This is a genomic window from Bacillus sp. FSL R5-0523, from assembly GCF_037975295.1.
Classification (GTDB): Bacteria; Bacillota; Bacilli; order Bacillales; family Bacillaceae; genus Bacillus; species Bacillus subtilis.
In genome coordinates this window covers 1,124,505-1,141,679 of the sequence record NZ_CP150251.1, presented here as the reverse complement: position 1 = coordinate 1,141,679, position 17,175 = coordinate 1,124,505, and the positions used below count along the sequence as shown (strand labels likewise).

Sequence of the window (17,175 nt, the reverse complement as noted above, 5' to 3'; positions counted from 1 at the left end):
CTTTTATATAGAAAACGAGACCCGCTCCGCCTGAAATTCCGGAGCTTTTGGATCTCGCTATAATGTCAGAATGTGCCCTCCGTCAAAGAAATAAAGCGCACATCCCTTTACCTTTGTTTTTGCAATTTGCTCCACTGCCTTCGTGTACAGCTGAATTTGCGTTTCATATCGTTTCTTCAAGATCGGGGCCGCTCCTTCAAATCCATGCTGGAATTTGCCCTCAATCCGGTCCGACTTATAATCCAATAGATATAATCCGTCCTCAGTTTCATAGAGACAGTCAATGATACCCTGCACTAAAAGCGGCTCATCTGCCTCCTGTGCATCAGGATAGATCTCCTTGGCCGGAAGCGCTAAGCTGAATGGTATTTCCCTGTCCTTCCACTTTGCGCCGATCAGCTGTCCGCCGATTTCCGTATGGAAAAATTGCACGATTTCTTCTATATCAATAGCGTCTTTTTGTTCTTCAGTGAGAAGCTCTTTTTCATAAAGCCTGTGAACCGTCTGCTCAGCTTCTTCTATCGACGGCACATGTGACAGCGGGATATGCTGCATAACCGTATGCATGGCAGTCCCTTTCTCTGCCGCTGTCAGGCCTTTTTTCATCATAAAAGCGGGACGTCTGTACAGAATGCTTCCATCAGCCGGTTTTACAGGGGCCCTGCCGCTGTATTCATCCTCGTACTCTCTTTTTCTTTTGATCTCAGAAACCGATTGCTTTGTCCGAATTTGCGTCACCTCGTGATGCGGGTATGTCCAGCTCAGCTGCTCGCGGGCTTTTTCATCAAACGCAAACGAGCCGGGAACTGGTTCACCTCGGCGGATCGCTTCTAGGCGCTCGCTTTTTTCTTCCATTCTTTCTTCCAGATCATCATCAAGCAAATCATAGGAATGGATCATTTGAACGGCAAAACGAGCCGGGTGGCCTGAGATGTCAGCGTGTGCTGGCACACCAGCCAAATCCCCCAAGTCTCTGTGCCTGGCAAGAGCCGGGCCGATGAAATCTAGATACGTTTTCGCCTGATAGCGGTCAAATTCCGGCAGAAGCCAATCAGTTTGGGACGCGGATGCCTGCCATTTTGCAAGCTGTTTCTGATGATCCTTACATGAGCCAATCAGAAACAGCTTTTCCTTCGCTCTCGTTAATGCAACATAGAGAACACGCAATTCCTCTGACAGCAGCTCCCTGCGCATTTTTTTCTTCATCGCAATGAGCGGAAGTGTCGGATAGCTGATGCGTAATTGCGGATGAATATACTTCGTGCCAAATCCGAGCTCCTTATCCAGCAGGTACGATTTATTTAAATCCATCATGTTGAAATTCCGGCCGAGACCTGCTGCAAACACGACTGGAAATTCGAGCCCTTTGCTGCTGTGGATCGTCATTAAGCGGACAACATCCTCCTGCTCGCTGAGCGCTCTCGCCGTACCAAGATCATCGCCCCGCTCCTGCATGCGTTCGATAAACCGCAGGAAACGGAACAAGCCGCGAAATGCCGTTGATTCATATTGACGCGCCCTGTCATAAAGAACACGCAAATTGGCCTGGCGCTGTTTTCCGCCCGGCATCCCGCCGACATAATCCATATATTTGGTGTCGCGGTACACTTCCCAAATCAGCTCAGATACTGAGTGGTTTTTCGAAAACGCGCGCCATTTTTGCAGATGTCCGTAAAACGTATTTAACTTTTGATAAAGCTCATCGTTCCGGTCACCAGCAGCCAGGTAGTCTTTCATCGCCTCATAGTACGGCGCTTTTTTATTTTCAAGCCGGATCAAAGACAGCTCGTTTTCATCTGCTCCGACAATCGGTGAGCGCAGCACAGAGGCAAGCGGTATATCCTGATACGGATTATCGATTACCTTCAGCACAGAAAGCACGACGGCGACTTCGACCGCTTCGAAATAGCCTGACGTTAAATTGGCGTAAACCGGTATGCCCTGTGCTCTCAGCTCCTCCATGATTTGCGGAGCCCACGGCATCGAACGGAGCAAAATCACGATATCTCGGTATTGAATATTGCGATGTGTTTTCTTTTTTCCGTCATACACCTTAAATGGCGATGAAATCAGCTTGCGAATTTCCTTAGCGATGGCTTTTGCCTCAAACTGCACCGTTTCAAGCTCTTCTGCTTCCTCGCTTGCATCCGTATCTTCTGCGTTGTCGATCAGCAGCAGCTCTGTTTCCGTCTCGTCATTGTCCGGATACGCTGCACCAAGCTTCAGCTCAGCCTGCTCGTCATAATCGACCTCACCGATTTTGCCGCCCATCAGCTGTTTAAATAAAAAGTTTGTGCTGTCTAAAATATCAGCCCGGCTTCGGAAATTTTTATTTAAATCGATTTTCCGCCCCGTGCCTTCTCCGCTCTCTGTAAACCGTTTGTATTTAGAGAGGAAAAGAAGCGGCTCGGCAAGCCTGAATCGATAAATCGACTGTTTGACATCTCCTACCATAAACAGGTTACCAGTCTCCTCCGGACCGCTTGTGACGAGCTGCAGAATCGATTCCTGCACGAGGTTGGTATCCTGATATTCGTCAACGAGCACCTCATGAAACTGTTCCTGATAAAACCTCGCAGCCTCGCTCGGCTCACGTTCACCTTTGTCATTCTCAGCTGTCAAAATCGCTAAACAGTAATGCTCCAAATCAGAAAAATCGATGATTGATTTTTCCTGTTTCGCAGCTTCGAATCGTTTTCCATAGCTGATGACAAGCTGTACGAGCGTTTCAATGACAGGCTTCATCTCGGCTAGGCTTTTCAAGTGCTGTTCAGGACTTCGCGTGAAGTAGTCGTTTTTGAGCTTTTCAAGCAGTTTTTTTGCACCGTTTCTCAAATCTGTCGCCTCATCAAGGAGCGCTGGATCGAACTCATCCCCTTTTACTGCTTTGGCACGCTTAAAAGAGACGGCGGGCACCCGCTTATATAGTTCACTGAAATCGTCCTGATGCTGAATCAGTTCATCAATCTGCGCAAGATCATCAAGAAAATTGTCAGCACGCGGCGCCGGGCCGCCCGGCGCTTTCGTCAGCTCAAGCGCGCGCAAGAGCTTTTCCTTCGCCCCGTTAAGCACCATTGCAATATCTTCTTTGACATATTGATAAAACGGCAGCTCCTCGATGGCGCTCTTTTCTGATACATCATACAAATGAACAAAGCTTTCCAGCCACGCCTCGGGGTTGGGATGGGATCGGGAATACTCGTACACCTGTTTAACGAGAAATTGCAGATCCAGATCGTGCCGGTCTGTCGTATAGCGGTCAACAAGCTCAAAAAATGCCTTTTCACCCTTTGCATATTCGTCTTCAAACAGCTCGTCAAGCACTTCATCACCGAGCAGCTCGCCTTCCGTCTGATCAGCTATCCTAAAGCCCGGATCAAGATCGATCAAGTAGTAATATTTCTTCAGCACTTGCAGGCAAAAGGAATGAAGCGTCGAAATGCTGGCCCGGTTTAAAAGAGACAGCTGGCGTCTGATATGCAGCGAGCCGGGCCGCTGTACAAGCTCTTTTTCCAAGGCTTCTGCGATTCGGTGCTTCATCTCTGCCGCTGAGGCGTTTGTAAATGTCACAACGAGAAGACGGTCTACATCTATTGGGTTTTCCTCCGCGGTGATTTTCCGAATCATTCGTTCAACGAGCACAGCGGTTTTACCAGAGCCCGCAGCCGCTGCCACAAGAATATCCTGGCCGGTTGAAACAATGGCATTCCATTGGTCATCTGTCCATGTGCTGTCTGCCGGTTTAGGAATGTTCATTGCCATCCGCCTCCTTTTTTATCCACTCAAGTATTGTCTTGTCCTTTTCAGCCTTTAATGGGCGATACTCGTTTTCTTCCAGTGATTCATCAAATTGGCATACTGATTTGAACGCACAGTATGTGCACGGCGTCTTGTTCTTCATTTTGTACGGCTCAATGGATACGCGCCCGTCGGTGATTTGTTCGCCAGCTTCCTGGAAGGTGCGGCGCACATGCTTTGTCAAAAGATCAAATTCCTTTTCACCGACTGCTGCCGAGTCTGATCTAAGAGATCCGTCTTTTTTCAAGCCGGCGTTTATGATATTTGAACGTCCCTCTTGAAGGGTTGTATCCATGAGGCGAACCACTTCCTGATCACCGAGGAGCAAGCCCTTCATTTTAAATTTCTTAAAGATCTCCTGTTCAATCTCGTCAAGCCCAAGCGGGAGATTAGATTGAATCATCGGGTCATGAATATGGAAATACAGCACTCCGGCAGGCGTCGCCCTCATCCCGAGCCAGTCAGCTGAATGTGTAATCGATAAATCAAGGTACGTCAGCATTTGCAGTGCCAATCCGTAATATACTTCCGCTAAGTCAAGGCCTTTGTCGCTTGATTTATAATCGACAATCCTGAGGAGCAGGCCTTTTGAGCTTTCAGCCTTATCAACACGGTCAATTCGCCCGACGAGTTCCATCGTACAGCCGTTTTTCAGTTGAAAGGTCAGCGGCGGAAGCGGGCCTTTTCCTCCAAAGCCCAGTTCAAGCCCGATCGGTACGAATCCGCTCGCTTTCGCATGCTCGCTTAAAATGCCGGACACACGTGTCACAATTTTTTGCAGTTTTTCCTTCACATAATAATGCCGGTTTGAGCTGAGCAGAATTTCCTTTTGCAGTTTCGGTGCCAGCCGTTCTACCGCATCATAGGAAAACAGCTCGCATTGCTCTTTCGTTAAATCGCGCCAATCCAGCTTTTGCTCACGCAGCCTGTCTGAAATCAGCTTTAAGCTGGAATGAAACAGCTGGCCGATATCCGGTGCTTCAAGCTTGAAGAATTGCCGTTCCTTCAAATGCAGCCCGTGTGACGCAAAATGGGAAAACGGACACGCGTTAAAGGTTTCCATTCTCGATACACTGCCCTGAATGCGTTCACCATAGAGCTGTCTCGACACGCTGCGTTCAAGCTGCTTCACTTCATTCCGGAAAAACAGGCTTGAGAACAGCTTTTTCGATTGCAGCCTGTCCGGCTCACTCATCAGCACATTGTACGTGCTCCACCAGACGTCGCTGATGTCGTATTCCCGGGTCCATAACCTGAGCTGGCTCGCGGTAAAGGACTGTGCCACGCTTTTATTCACGACATACATCAGCTGTTCCTCATCGCTAACCTGTTCAGGTTCATTTGTTAACAGGCGCTCCTTATGATATGGAAACAGTTCTTCCAGCCGCTTAACGATCATCGACGGCAAAAGCGTTTTTCCTTCCGCATCAGCAATCGGATACGATACGTAAAGCCGGTCAGACGGACTTGAAAACGCCATGTAGATGAGGAAATGCTCATCAAGCAAACGCTCCCGTCCGCCTGAGGATAGCTCAACCCCAATCGTTTTCAGCCATTCCCGGTCATCATCCGACAGGACCCCGTTTTCATCAGGGCGTGCCGGCAGAACGCCGTCGTTTGCCCCGAGCACAAAGGTGCAGGAGGTGCCATACATTCTGGACAAATCCATATTGCCGACAAACACCTGGTCAAGCGCAGGCGGAATTAGAGAAAATGTAAGCGACTCCGCTCCGGCTTCTATCATTTGCTGAAACAAATCAAGGGAAATCTCATCATCTCCCATCATTTCAACAAACTCCTCAAGCAGCTGAATGACTGCGTCCCACGCCTGCTGATGCTGCTGCGCTTCAATGATTCTGCCGTCATCCTCAGCACGCTGCCTTTCCTGATCCAGCTTCAGCGGCACATCCGTCTCTTCTAAATAACGATAGAGCGCCTCCGCCTTCTCTTGAACCGTCTTCGCTTTTTTCATGCGTTTTTGAAGCTGAAAAAGCGGCGGAACAATCCAATCGCGGGTGTCATTCAACATGTTTTCCATTTCGATTTCCTGATCAGTCTGCGCAAAATCATCATCCAATGACACAAAACGCCTGTATTGGAAACGATCGCCCTTTGTCCAGCGGTCGCCTTTAATACCATAGGCGATACAGTAATTTTCGAGCTGATCGACCTGTTCTCTCACTTTGGCCTTCGGTTCATTGAGCGGGAATAGCAGTTCGGTTTTCACGCAGCGAAACACCGCTTCATAACGCCAATTCCCTTTCAGAACATCAAGGCTTGACCGGATAAATTCAATTAACGGATGGTTCAGCATAGATGCTTTTCCGTCAATGAAATAAGGAATCTCGTAATCTGCGAAAACTTCCTTCACCATATCCTTGTAGTCTTCCGGCTGGCGCGCAAGAATTGCTACATCCTTATAGCGATATCCCTTCTCTCTGACTAGGGCGTGAATTTCCCGGGCAATGCCTTCCAGCTCAGCTCGTCTGTTTGCGGCCTGCATCACAGTAAGGGCTTCTTGTTTTTCTGCGTATGGAATGACTGGACGCGCTTCATACTGTGCCTCTAGATGCGCCAATTCCGGCGTCTTTGTATGCCGCTCAGTCCCGCTCAGCTCTTTATACGTAATGTCCAAATTCAGTTCCTTCGCCTTCTGATGCAGGCGGTAATAGGTTTTCCCCGTCATTCTGAACAATTCCAGTTCATGCGGCTCCCGCTCATATGACGGCTTGTCCGCTGTGAGCGAAAACGTGATATGCTCCGCATGAACCATAAGCTGCTCCAACACCCTGAATTCCTGCGGTGTAAACTGATAAAAGCCATCCACATAGATATGGGCGCCTTTTATATCTTCCGCAAGCGGGATATGCTCTGCCAGCAATGTCAAATAATCCTCAGAGTGAAGATATTGGTCTGCAAGGCTTTTTTCCATTTGCTGATACAGAATTGATAAGTCATGGAGCTTTTCAGATAAAACACGTTCTCCGCGATACTCGGAAGCCGTTCCGCTTTCCGCCATCCGGCGGATATCCTCCGGTTCCAGACAATAGCGCTTAAACTCTGTCAGCATCCGCTCAACCTGTGCGGTAAACCCGCTTTTGTCACTCGCTTTTTGATAGACTTTGAACTCCTGTTTATGCTCCTCTATGAGCTTCCGCAGGAGCATTTGTACGCCGGTGCTCGTCAGAAACGGCCTGCTCATTCCTCCCGTATGCTGGAGGATGCGCCAGGCCAATCGTGAAAAACTGAACACTTGAGCGCGTATCATCCCGCCCATATCAGGCGTTTTAGCAAGCTCGTATTCCATCAAAAACGTCATTTGATCCGGGACTAGAAAAATGATCGGCTTCCCGAATGGAGCCCGGCGCAATTCATCCTGAATGCTGTTGATGATCAGCTTCGTTTTTCCACTCCCGGACCTGCCTACTAAAAACTCTGCTCCCAAATTAGAAGACCCCTCTCTTTTTATCTCTATATATTTTATCGAATGTTGACGAAAATGACCAATCTGATCTATTGGTAAAAACGGCCTTTTCACATATAAAAAGCTGATTATCTCCGCACATCTCTCCCTGCCCAACATATACTTTTACAGAAGCCCAATTCCTAAGAATGGAGTTGAATCCCCTTGCATTACAGCTACTATCCCTATCCGGTGCCATACAGGGAAGATCCTGGTTTGATTCGGAATTTGCAGAAGGCCATCAACGGAGAATTCAGTGCAATTCAATGCTACCGTAAGCTTGCCGAACTCGCCCACAGCGATGAGGTCAGAAAACAGATTGAAGAAATCAGGCGTGACGAGATTCGCCACCTCCGTGAATTTTCCACACTGTATGGTTCAATTACCGGCAAACACATCATGCCGAAACAAACGGAAGAATGCCCGGACCATTTCACGAGAGGACTGGACGCCGCTTTTAAAGATGAACAAGAAACCGTCGACTTTTACTTGCGTGCGGCCGAGGAAACGTCAATCTTAAAAGCGAAAGGCGTCTTTACACGCGCAGCACGTGATGAACAAAATCACGCTGTCTGGTTCCTATACTATCTGATGGAACGTTAGATATACCCGTTCAGGGTATATGTACATATCCCCTTAGCTAAAAACACACTCCCCTGTTTTTTTCAAATGCAGCCGGGAAACATAAAACCATATACTGCCATACAGGGGGAATCAACCATGGAGCAATATTCTGAAGCTTGTATTGAGGCTTGCATCGATTGTATGAAGGCTTGCAATCATTGTTTCACTAAATGCTTGGAAGAAAGCGTGCAGCATCATCTCAGCGGATGCATCCGGCTTGACAGGGAATGCGCGGATATTTGCGCGCTGGCGGTCAAAGCCATGCAAACGGACAGCCCGTTTATGAAAGAAATTTGTGAACTTTGCGCCGATATTTGTGAAGCATGCGGCACTGAATGCGGAAAGCACGATCATGATCATTGCCAAGCATGTGCGAAAGCCTGCTTCACCTGTGCTGAACAATGCCGCAGCATGGCAGCGTAAAAAAGAGGGTTCAAAAAAGAACCCTCTTTTTATTTGGACAGCCATACGGAGTACAAATCAATCCATCCCTCTTCATCAAGCACCAGGCCTTTTACATTTTTACTTGATGTCACCTGGAGCACATTTTGATACAGCGGGATCGCATTCAGCTCCTGTATTATCTGCCGGTCAATGTCATGCAGGATGTCGATTCTCGAACAGCGGTCAGGCATGGAAAACATCCGCTCTGTCATTCCTGAGCATATCTGTGTCAGCTTTTCAGATAGATGCTGATACAAGAAACTGTTCTCCGACAGCAGCAAATGCAGAAAACCAAACTCGCTGTCTTGATAAAACGTCGCACTGTCATGAATGATATCCGCCATCTGCACGGTTTCCGGCCGTCGCAGATCAGCAGCATCACAGAATTGAAGTGTAAGCCTGATACCGTGCTGGGCGCAAATATTTTGAATCCATTCGGCGTCCTCACGATGATCCGTTTCCGAAAAGGTATAAAGCACGATTGTTTCGTCCTCGTATCCGCTTTTCTTCAACAATTCAGATGGTGAAACGCCCTCCCACTCAAAAGAACTCGGATGCAAAAAAGACGTAACCGGGATTCTTCGGTGCCCTCCCGCTTCACGAACGAGCCGTTCAGAGGAAATCAGCAGCCGGAGCGCTTTTCTAAAGCTTCGGTGTTGAAGAGGACCCTTCTTTTTCAGATTGAGCGACAAATACTGAACATGCCGCTCATCAAAAACAGTTTGCTGCTCAGGACATGTTTGTTTTTCTTGAATGGTAAAACCGTTCATCTCTCCGGCTTGCTCAGAAAACACAAACTCAACGCGATCCAAATAGGGGCGTCCCTTGAAGTAGCGCTCATTGGCTTCAAGCACAAGCATCCCGCTGTGTTGCTGATTCACCTGAAAAGGCCCTGTTCCATTTTTCCCGCCGCCCTGTTCTGCCGGAAGTATGGACAGCCGTTCATCACAAAGAGCATACGGCAAAAGCGCATTCGGCTTATCGAGTATGAGCTCCACACAATAAGGGCCCTTTTCTAAGACTTTTTTCACTCCGTGCAGAAGCCATTTATACGGGTTGTCACCCAGTTCCAAAAAGCGCTGAAACGTAAACGCAACGTCCCGCGATGTCAGCGGCTGTCCATTATGAAATGACACACCTTTTCGAAGAAAAAATCTCCATTGTTTTTTTCCGACCTCTTCCCATCCATGAACCAAATGAGGCTTCGGCTCCTGTATATCCGAATCAAACGTCAAGAGTGTATCAAATATCTGTTTGACGAAATGGCCCTCAGACCGCAAAAATATTTGGCATGGATCCAAACTGCTGACAGATTCAGGCGCGATGAACAGCCGCAGAACATCCTTCGCCCCATTCTCGCCTGTCTCCGTCACAAATCCGAATACCTCTGAAAGCCACATGTTATATTCGTTTTGAAGCCCCGGAAACGCGGACTGATACTGCTGAAGCAGCTTCTTTGCCTTTTTAAGCTTTCCTGACATGGTATATTCCTTTGCAGTTTGAAGAAGCAGTTCCTCAGGCCTCCGAAGAAACGCGATTTTAGATTTGCGGCCGCGCCCCGCCCCGCTTTTCCGGATAATCCAATTGCTGTTCTCCAGCTTATGTAAAATGAGCTTTGCATTTCTTTCTGTACAAAATAAACAGTCGGCAATCTCAGTGAGTGTCATTTCGTTCATTTGTCCATACTCGGCGCAGCCTGTTTTTACAAGCGCCACGTAGTGCTCTATCAGCTTCAATCCCCGCACCTCCCGACAAAAGGGGAACTTTTATCTCTTCTTTTCTTCACTTTTTGGGCCGCCGCCCCTTCTATACACTACTACTATATCAAACAGCGAAAGGCGGCGATCACATGTTGACCAGTTTTCACTCTATAAAATCGAGATATACCGCTCCCGTTCGGCTCCGCTTTTTCGGCGAATTGCTGACAAGCCTGACAGGTGCAATGATGGGACCTTTTATGGTGCTGTATCTGCATGAACAATTAAACGGCAGTATCATGATGCCAATGCTGATCATCAGCCTTCAGCCATTTGCTGATATTTTCCTGACGCTCGCTGCAGGAAAGGCGGCGGACCGGATTGGGCGGCGCACAGCGATTTTGACCGCATTGCTTCTTCAATCAGCGGCAATGACAGGGTTTGTATTTGCTGAGCATGCGTATGTTTTCGCTATTCTCTATGTCATGAATGGCATCGGAAGATCGTTGTACATTCCCGCTTCCCGCGCCCAAATCGCTGAAAGCACGCCGGAAAGCAGACGTTCGGAAGTGTTTGCGGTCATCAATGCGATCTATTCAGCGGGTCTGACGGCAGGACCGCTAGTGGGGATGCTGCTGTACAATCATAACCCCGTGTGGATATTCGCATTAGATGCTGCGGCATTGTTTATCTACTTTCTGATCGCTGCACTGAAACTGCCTGAGACAAAGCCGCTACACCCAGCTGTTACCCCGAAAATGTCCGCGAGCTTTACGATATACAGGCCTGTCCTGCTTCTTTTGCTGCTTTCTCTCCCCATCAGCATGTTATATGCACAATCAGAAACAACATACAGGCTGTTCAGCAAAAACATGTTTTCTGATTATCTGTCCATGCTGACCATCTATTCAGCAGCAAAAGCTTTATTCAGCTGTGTTCTTCAAGTACCTCTTGTCAAAGGGACCGAAAAGCTTTCAATGAAAACAATCCTTTTCATTACTTATATTTGCTACTCCCTTGCGGCTGCCGGTTTTGCATGCTCAACCTCCCTGACAATGCTTTTAGTGACGGCAGCGGTGATGACGGTTGGCGAAAGCATCGGGCTAACCCACATCCAGACCTTCATATCGAAATTGGCGCCGCCTCATTTGCTGGGCCGGTTTTATGCTGTCTATGGTCTGCATTGGGATATATCCCGCTCAATCGGACCGCTGGCAGGCGGGCTGATCCTGACATCATTTGGCGGAGAAGTGATTTTTTACGCTCTTGCCGTGTGTCTGCTGACAGCGGGTTTATCTCTGACTTACACAATAGAAAAGCTCGAACACAAGGTCATAAGAAAAGTGAATCGCTTATAGAAAATAATTCATAATTTCTTTATCAACAAAAATATACTATAGTAATAAATACATTCACTACGTGAACAATTGGAGTGTTACGTGAAAAAGGAAGAAGGGTTTTACATTGAAGAAAGACGAAAATCTCCTCAAAGATCTATGGTTTATCGCAATCAGTGCAGCCGGGGGGTTTATTCTTTCATTAACCGGAATATCAATTGGATGGATGATCGGAACACTGATTGTCGCCTGCTGCCTCGCCATGATACGGCCGGCATGGCTGATGATGGCACCAGACCAAAAAGGAATTAACCGACGATGGCTCGCCCTTGGGCAGATGATCCTCGGCATCGAATTGGGCCAAAAGCTGAATTTATCCGTTCTCTCTGTTCTCAAAGACCATTGGTTTTCAGTCGGCGTTATGCTGATATTGTCTATCCTGCTGGCTATGCTGTCAGGATATGTGCTTTGGCGTTTCAGCAAAACGGATATGATGACTAGCTTTGTCGGCACCGCTCCCGGCGGGCTTTCCGCCATGCCGAGTATCGCACAGGAAGTAGGCGCCAATACCGCTATAGTCAGCCTCGTTCAAATGATGCGTGTGCTGCTCGTGGTGCTTTCCATTCCGTTTTTAGTCATTCTGATCTATACAAAACAAGATCGTACCGCAAGTGCCGCAGCAGAGACGATTTCTTCTGCAACGACAGATTTTAGGCTCGCTCCCGTTTTGTGGACCGTCATTCTTATTCTCGCTGCCTGGGGAGCTTGCAAAGCTGCGAAATTTTTAAAATTTCCAGCTCCATGGCTGCTCGGCAGCATGCTCGGTGTAGCAATTGTGCATGTTGGCGGAGCTGCGGTGACAGGGCACGACATGATGGCATGGTGGCCGTCACAAGCTAACCATGTATCACAAGTATTTCTCGGGGCAACGATCGGCTCTAAGATGTACAAAAGCATGTTTGCCGGCGTCACCCGTATTATCATCGTCGGGTTTGTCTCGTCCGTCGGTTTAATCGCAGCAATGTTTTTGAGCGCCGTGATCGTTTCCGAGCTGACAGGAATTTCGCTCATCACTTCTGTTCTGGCATTTGCGCCCGGCGGGATTGCAGAGATGGCGACGACGTCAGTTACCTTACATGCTGATTCCACCTTTGTCGTTGCGGTTCAGGTCATTCGCGTCATTCTGGTTATTGCCCTGCTGCCGCCGTTTTATCGCCTGCTTCACCATCTTCATGGTGAAAAAAAAGACAAAAAGAGCTCAATCAGCGGCAGTAGTGCCTAGTTGAAAAAAGGGTTCAAGAACTTTTAATTCGCAAACCATCGAGATGAGGAAATATAAGCGGATATTTCGTTGTTAATGGATCAGGTTTGAAGTGAATGCTGCCAGAGGGTGAAATGAAAGAAATAATTGACGACTTACGATTGAAAAAGAGGTTAAAATGAATAACCTCTTTTTCTTATATAAAGATATAAAATGATAAAGGGAAATCTATCGTTACGTTGATTCTCTTATAATAAGCTTTGTTGGCAGTTTAATAATTCTTCTGTTTAAAGTGGCATTACCCGAAATGGACTCGATGATTTTCAACACAGCCTGTTGACCTAATTCTATTACGGGGATATCAATTGTTGTTATGGTCGGAGTAACGACTTGGCAAATCAATTGGTTGTCAAAACCAATTACAGCTAAGTCTTCTGGAACTTTAAAGCCATTTTTCATCGCCTGTTTAATAATCCCTGCGGCGACTTGATCATTTCCTGTAAATATTGCTGAGGGCCTGTCCTTTAGATCCTTTATCTTATGAAAAACACGAAAGCCATCCTCGATATTAAACATTTCGCCGAATATCCATTCGCTTCTATGATGTAAATCGTAATCTTGTAAAGCTTTCAAATAACCCTCTTTCCTCTGACATTGAGCTTCGCTATATGGAGTATCAAAACAAAACCCAATTTTTTTATGCCCTCTTTCAATTAAATGTACTACCCCCATGTATGTAGCTTCAAATTCATCATACCCAATTATCGTTATGTCCGCTGAGTGATGATATTCATTACATAATAAGATAGGACCATACTTTAAGAAAGGGGATATCTGATCCCATTCATTTTCTAAAGTTCCAAGAATAATACCATCCACTTCTTTATGCTTCAATAACTCTAACAATTCTAGCTCTGTCTGTTTGTCATAAAAGGTCTGAAATACAATTACCTTGTAATTCTTAAACAGTGCTTCATGAGAGACCCCTTTTATTAATTGAGCAAAAAATGGATGGTCGATACTCGGAACCGATAAAGCTATCGTTTGTGTCTTATTTCTCCTAAAATTCCGAGCTAAATAATTGGGAGTGTAGTCAAGTTCGTTAATTGCCTTTAAGATCATATCTCTTTTTTCTTTCGACACATACGGATGATTATTCAATACTCTTGACACTGTGGTTTTAGACACATTGCATAATTTTGCTATTTCATCAATTGTAGGCATATTTTCCCTTCCTTAAAAAAGTTGTTGACATGTTACCGATTTCAGAAATTAGGATAAATTTGTAATAAATTTTTAGATTATAAAATCATTGGAGGTACTGTTCATGCAAAAACAGGTTAAGATTTCAGGTAAAAGCAAAGAAAACATGTCACTATTAAAACACTTAAAAGGTGACGTACAAGGAAAAGAACTTGTTATTGAAGACAGTATTGTAAACGAGCAGTGGAAACAAGTATTAAAGGAAAAGATAGATATTGAACATGATCTTTTCAACTATCAAAAAAATCGTGAAATCAGTAAAGTCCCTTTTTTGCCTGTAGACAGATTAATAACCAATGATGAAGTGGAAGATATCTTAAATACATTAACTGAAGTTTTGCCAACTGGAAAATTTACGAGTGGTCCCTATTTAGAGCAATTCGAAAAAGTTTTATCTACATATTTACATAAAAGGTATGTAATTGCAACCAGCAGTGGAACCGATGCTATTATGATAGGTTTATTGGCTTTAGGGTTAAATCCAGGGGATGAAGTTATCATGCCGGCTAATAGCTTTTCAGCTACTGAAAATGCTGTGTTAGCTTTGGGAGGCGTTCCTATCTATGTAGATATTAACCCACAAACATTCTGCATCGATCCTGACAAAATTGAAGAAGCAATCACTCCTTATACAAAGTTTATTCTACCTGTGCATTTATACGGAAAACATTCTGACATGCAGCATATCCGACAAATCGCAAATCGTTATAAATTGAAAGTAATTGAAGATGCCTGCCAAGGAATTGGACTGACAGACTTAGGAAAGTATGCAGACATCACTACATTAAGTTTTAATCCCTATAAGAATTTTGGTGTATGTGGCAAGGCTGGGGCAATAGCAACTGATAATGAAGAACTCGCTAAAAAATGCATTCAATTTAGTTATCATGGTTTTGAAGTAAATGTGAAAAATAAGAAAGTCATCAATTTTGGTTTTAATTCAAAAATGGACAATTTACAGGCAGCAATTGGTTTAGAGAGAATGAAGTACCTTTCATTAAACAACTTCAAAAGACTGTTCTTGGCGGATAGATACATTACCCAATTAGCAGAGTTGCAGAATAAAGGCTTTATTGAATTACCAGAATTAAGTGAAGATCATGTATGGCATCTGTTTCCTATTAAGGTGAGAACAGAAGATAGAGCAGATATCATGACTAAATTAAATGAAGATTTTGGTGTTCAAACAGATGTATATTATCCAATACTGTCTCATATGCAAAAAACTCCTTTAGTACAGGACAAGTATGCAGGACTCCCATTGGTTCATACGGAAAAGGCTCATAGTCAGGTACTGCATTTGCCTTTATATCCGTCATTTACTTTAGAAGAACAAGACAAAGTAATGGAGGGACTGTTTCATGTTATTAAGCAAGAAATCGGAGTATAAAACGTTATCCACGGTTGAACATCCTCAATATATTGTTTTTTGTGATTTTGATGAAACGTATTTTCCGCATACAATCGACGAACAAAAGCAACAAGACATTTATGAACTCGAAGACTACCTAGAACAAAAAAGTAAAGATGGGGAACTAATAATCGGATGGGTTACTGGGAGCAGTATAGAATCTATTCTCGATAAAATGGGACGAGGAAAATTTAGATATTTTCCGCATTTTATAGCTAGTGATCTTGGAACTGAAATTACGTACTTTTCAGAGCATAACTTCGGTCAGCAAGATAACAAGTGGAACAGTCGCATTAATGAAGGGTTTAGTAAAGAAAAGGTTGAAAAACTTGTGAAACAGCTGCAAGAAAATCATAACATTCTTTTGAATCCTCAAACTCAATTAGGAAAGTCACGGTATAAGCATAACTTCTACTACCAGGAACAAGATGAAATAAACGACAAGAAAAACCTATTAGCAATTGAAAAAATCTGCGAGGAATATGGCGTTTCAGTAAATATAAATCGGTGTAATCCCTTAGCAGGCGATCCAGAAGACAGCTATGATGTAGATTTTATCCCCATAGGGACAGGAAAGAATGAAATTGTAACGTTTATGTTAGAGAAATACAACCTAAATCCCGAAAGAGCTATCGCATTTGGGGATAGTGGAAATGATGTTCGTATGTTACAGACAGTAGGGAATGGATATCTGCTAAAAAATGCAACACAGGAAGCCAAAAACTTGCACAACCTTATAACTGATAGTGAGTACTCAAAAGGAATTACTAATACCTTAAAAAAATTAATTGGATCATGAGGAGGAAATAAAAATGAAGAAGATAGGCATCATAGGTGCAGGTGGTATTGCAAGAGCGCATGCAACTGCTTTATCTACAATAAAAAATGCAGAGTTGGTAGGGGTATATGACATAAATCAACAAAACGCGGAAAGCTTTGTGAAAACTTTCGGCGGGAAGTCATTTGAAAACGCAGATGAACTAATTGATGCCTCAGAGGGTTTAATTGTAGCATCACCAAACTTTTGCCATAAAGAACATGCTTTGCAAGCATTAGCAAAACATAAGCATGTATTGTGTGAAAAGCCTATGGCTATTTCTCTTGAAGAAGCAAGCATAATGAAAGATACTGCTGAAAGGTTGAGCGTAAGAGCCAGTATGGGATTTAATTATAGATATTTATCTTACGTAAATATCTTAAAAAGCTTAATTATCAATAATGAACTAGGTAACATCCTGTCCATAAAAGTACACTTCAAGAAAAATAGTGCACTTAGGCGTAAGAAGTTTACTTGGAGAGATGACGCTAACAGTAAGAAGACGAGTGGATCATTGGGGGATCTGGGTATTCACCTTATTGACATGGTATGGTATTTGTTTGAGAGTGATTTCATCACAGAATCAGTAAGGGCAAAGATGAACACAAATGTAAAAACAAAAGAGGATAAACAGGTACTTGTAGATGACTATGCAGAAATTTATGGCCAGCTGAAGAACAAGGTATTTGTAAATATCATCACATCAAAATGTTCTGTACCTGAAGACTGTGGTTTTAGCATTGAGGTAGTTGGACACAAAAAAGAGTTTAAATACCACACAGGTAATCCTCACGTTTACAAGCTCATAGATGGCTTGAACGTGGTAGACTGCCCAGTACCGCAAAGCCTATTAAACGATCCGCCAAACGAGTTTTATGGATGGGCTGATTCTTTTAGAAGCGAGTTAATCAATTGGATTGCATCAACTCAGAATGATTGGGTTGAGATCCCTTCTTTTAGTGATGGTTTTAGATCTCAGGAAGTGTTAGAAATGTTCTTTGAGAAAGACAGCAACTCTCAACCAATGTCTGTTTCAGCAGTCAACTAGTATTTCAAAGAG

The 17,175-nt window shown here is 44.7% G+C and carries 11 protein-coding genes; 7 read left to right on the top strand and 4 right to left on the bottom strand.

Going from position 1 to position 17,175, the window contains the following annotated elements; genetic code table 11:
* Nucleotides 1–57 precede the first annotated feature (57 nt).
* Together addA and addB are read right to left on the bottom strand one after the other, a co-directional pair.
* On the bottom strand, nucleotides 58–3,756 hold the full coding sequence (gene addA, locus NYE53_RS05830; RefSeq protein WP_339247706.1) for a helicase-exonuclease AddAB subunit AddA: 3,699 nt from the start codon (nucleotides 3,754–3,756) through the stop codon (nucleotides 58–60).
* Nucleotides 3,743–7,243, bottom strand: coding sequence for a helicase-exonuclease AddAB subunit AddB (addB, locus tag NYE53_RS05825; RefSeq protein ID WP_339247704.1), 3,501 nt, complete (start codon nucleotides 7,241–7,243; stop codon nucleotides 3,743–3,745). Before addB ends, addA begins: the two co-directional genes overlap by 14 nt.
* 183 nt (nucleotides 7,244–7,426) lie before the next feature.
* Between addB and NYE53_RS05820 the strand changes: the two genes are divergently transcribed.
* Together NYE53_RS05820 and NYE53_RS05815 are read left to right on the top strand one after the other, a co-directional pair.
* A complete protein-coding gene (locus NYE53_RS05820; RefSeq protein WP_339247701.1) occupies nucleotides 7,427–7,864 on the top strand; it encodes a ferritin family protein in 438 nt (145 codons plus the stop codon).
* A 117-nt stretch (nucleotides 7,865–7,981) separates the two neighbouring features.
* Entirely contained in the window at nucleotides 7,982–8,308 is a 327-nt protein-coding gene (locus tag NYE53_RS05815; RefSeq protein WP_339247700.1) for a four-helix bundle copper-binding protein, read from the top strand.
* A gap of 29 nt (nucleotides 8,309–8,337) precedes the next feature.
* Here NYE53_RS05815 and NYE53_RS05810 read toward each other — a convergent pair whose 3' ends face one another.
* Nucleotides 8,338–10,065 (bottom strand): SgrR family transcriptional regulator, encoded by a 1,728-nt coding sequence (locus tag NYE53_RS05810; RefSeq protein ID WP_339247698.1) that lies wholly within the window; start codon nucleotides 10,063–10,065, stop codon nucleotides 8,338–8,340.
* A gap of 113 nt (nucleotides 10,066–10,178) precedes the next feature.
* On the opposite strand from NYE53_RS05810, the gene NYE53_RS05805 reads away from it, so the two are divergent.
* On the top strand, nucleotides 10,179–11,384 hold the full coding sequence (locus NYE53_RS05805; protein ID WP_021479605.1) for an MFS transporter: 1,206 nt from the start codon (nucleotides 10,179–10,181) through the stop codon (nucleotides 11,382–11,384).
* Nucleotides 11,385–11,490: 106 nt separating this feature from the next.
* Nucleotides 11,491–12,645 (top strand): AbrB family transcriptional regulator, encoded by a 1,155-nt coding sequence (locus NYE53_RS05800; protein WP_038829166.1) that lies wholly within the window; start codon nucleotides 11,491–11,493, stop codon nucleotides 12,643–12,645.
* 213 nt (nucleotides 12,646–12,858) lie between these two features.
* Here the strand turns inward: NYE53_RS05800 and ntdR are convergent, their stop codons facing one another.
* Nucleotides 12,859–13,848: an NTD biosynthesis operon transcriptional regulator NtdR gene (gene ntdR / locus NYE53_RS05795; protein ID WP_014479382.1), complete on the bottom strand. Its 990-nt coding sequence runs from the start codon at nucleotides 13,846–13,848 to the stop codon at nucleotides 12,859–12,861.
* Between the two features lie 103 nt (nucleotides 13,849–13,951).
* On the opposite strand from ntdR, the gene ntdA reads away from it, so the two are divergent.
* Genes ntdA through ntdC form a run of 3 tightly spaced genes read left to right on the top strand, consistent with a single transcriptional unit; the run spans nucleotide 13,952 to nucleotide 17,163 of the window.
* Nucleotides 13,952–15,277: a 3-dehydro-glucose-6-phosphate--glutamate transaminase gene (gene ntdA, locus NYE53_RS05790; protein ID WP_339247696.1), complete on the top strand. Its 1,326-nt coding sequence runs from the start codon at nucleotides 13,952–13,954 to the stop codon at nucleotides 15,275–15,277.
* Nucleotides 15,249–16,097, top strand: a complete 849-nt coding sequence (ntdB, locus tag NYE53_RS05785) for a kanosamine-6-phosphate phosphatase (RefSeq protein WP_339247695.1) — start codon at nucleotides 15,249–15,251, stop codon at nucleotides 16,095–16,097. Before ntdA ends, ntdB begins: the two co-directional genes overlap by 29 nt.
* A gap of 13 nt (nucleotides 16,098–16,110) precedes the next feature.
* Nucleotides 16,111–17,163, top strand: a complete 1,053-nt coding sequence (gene ntdC, locus NYE53_RS05780; protein WP_106073786.1) for a glucose-6-phosphate 3-dehydrogenase NdtC — start codon at nucleotides 16,111–16,113, stop codon at nucleotides 17,161–17,163.
* Nucleotides 17,164–17,175 lie beyond the last annotated feature (12 nt).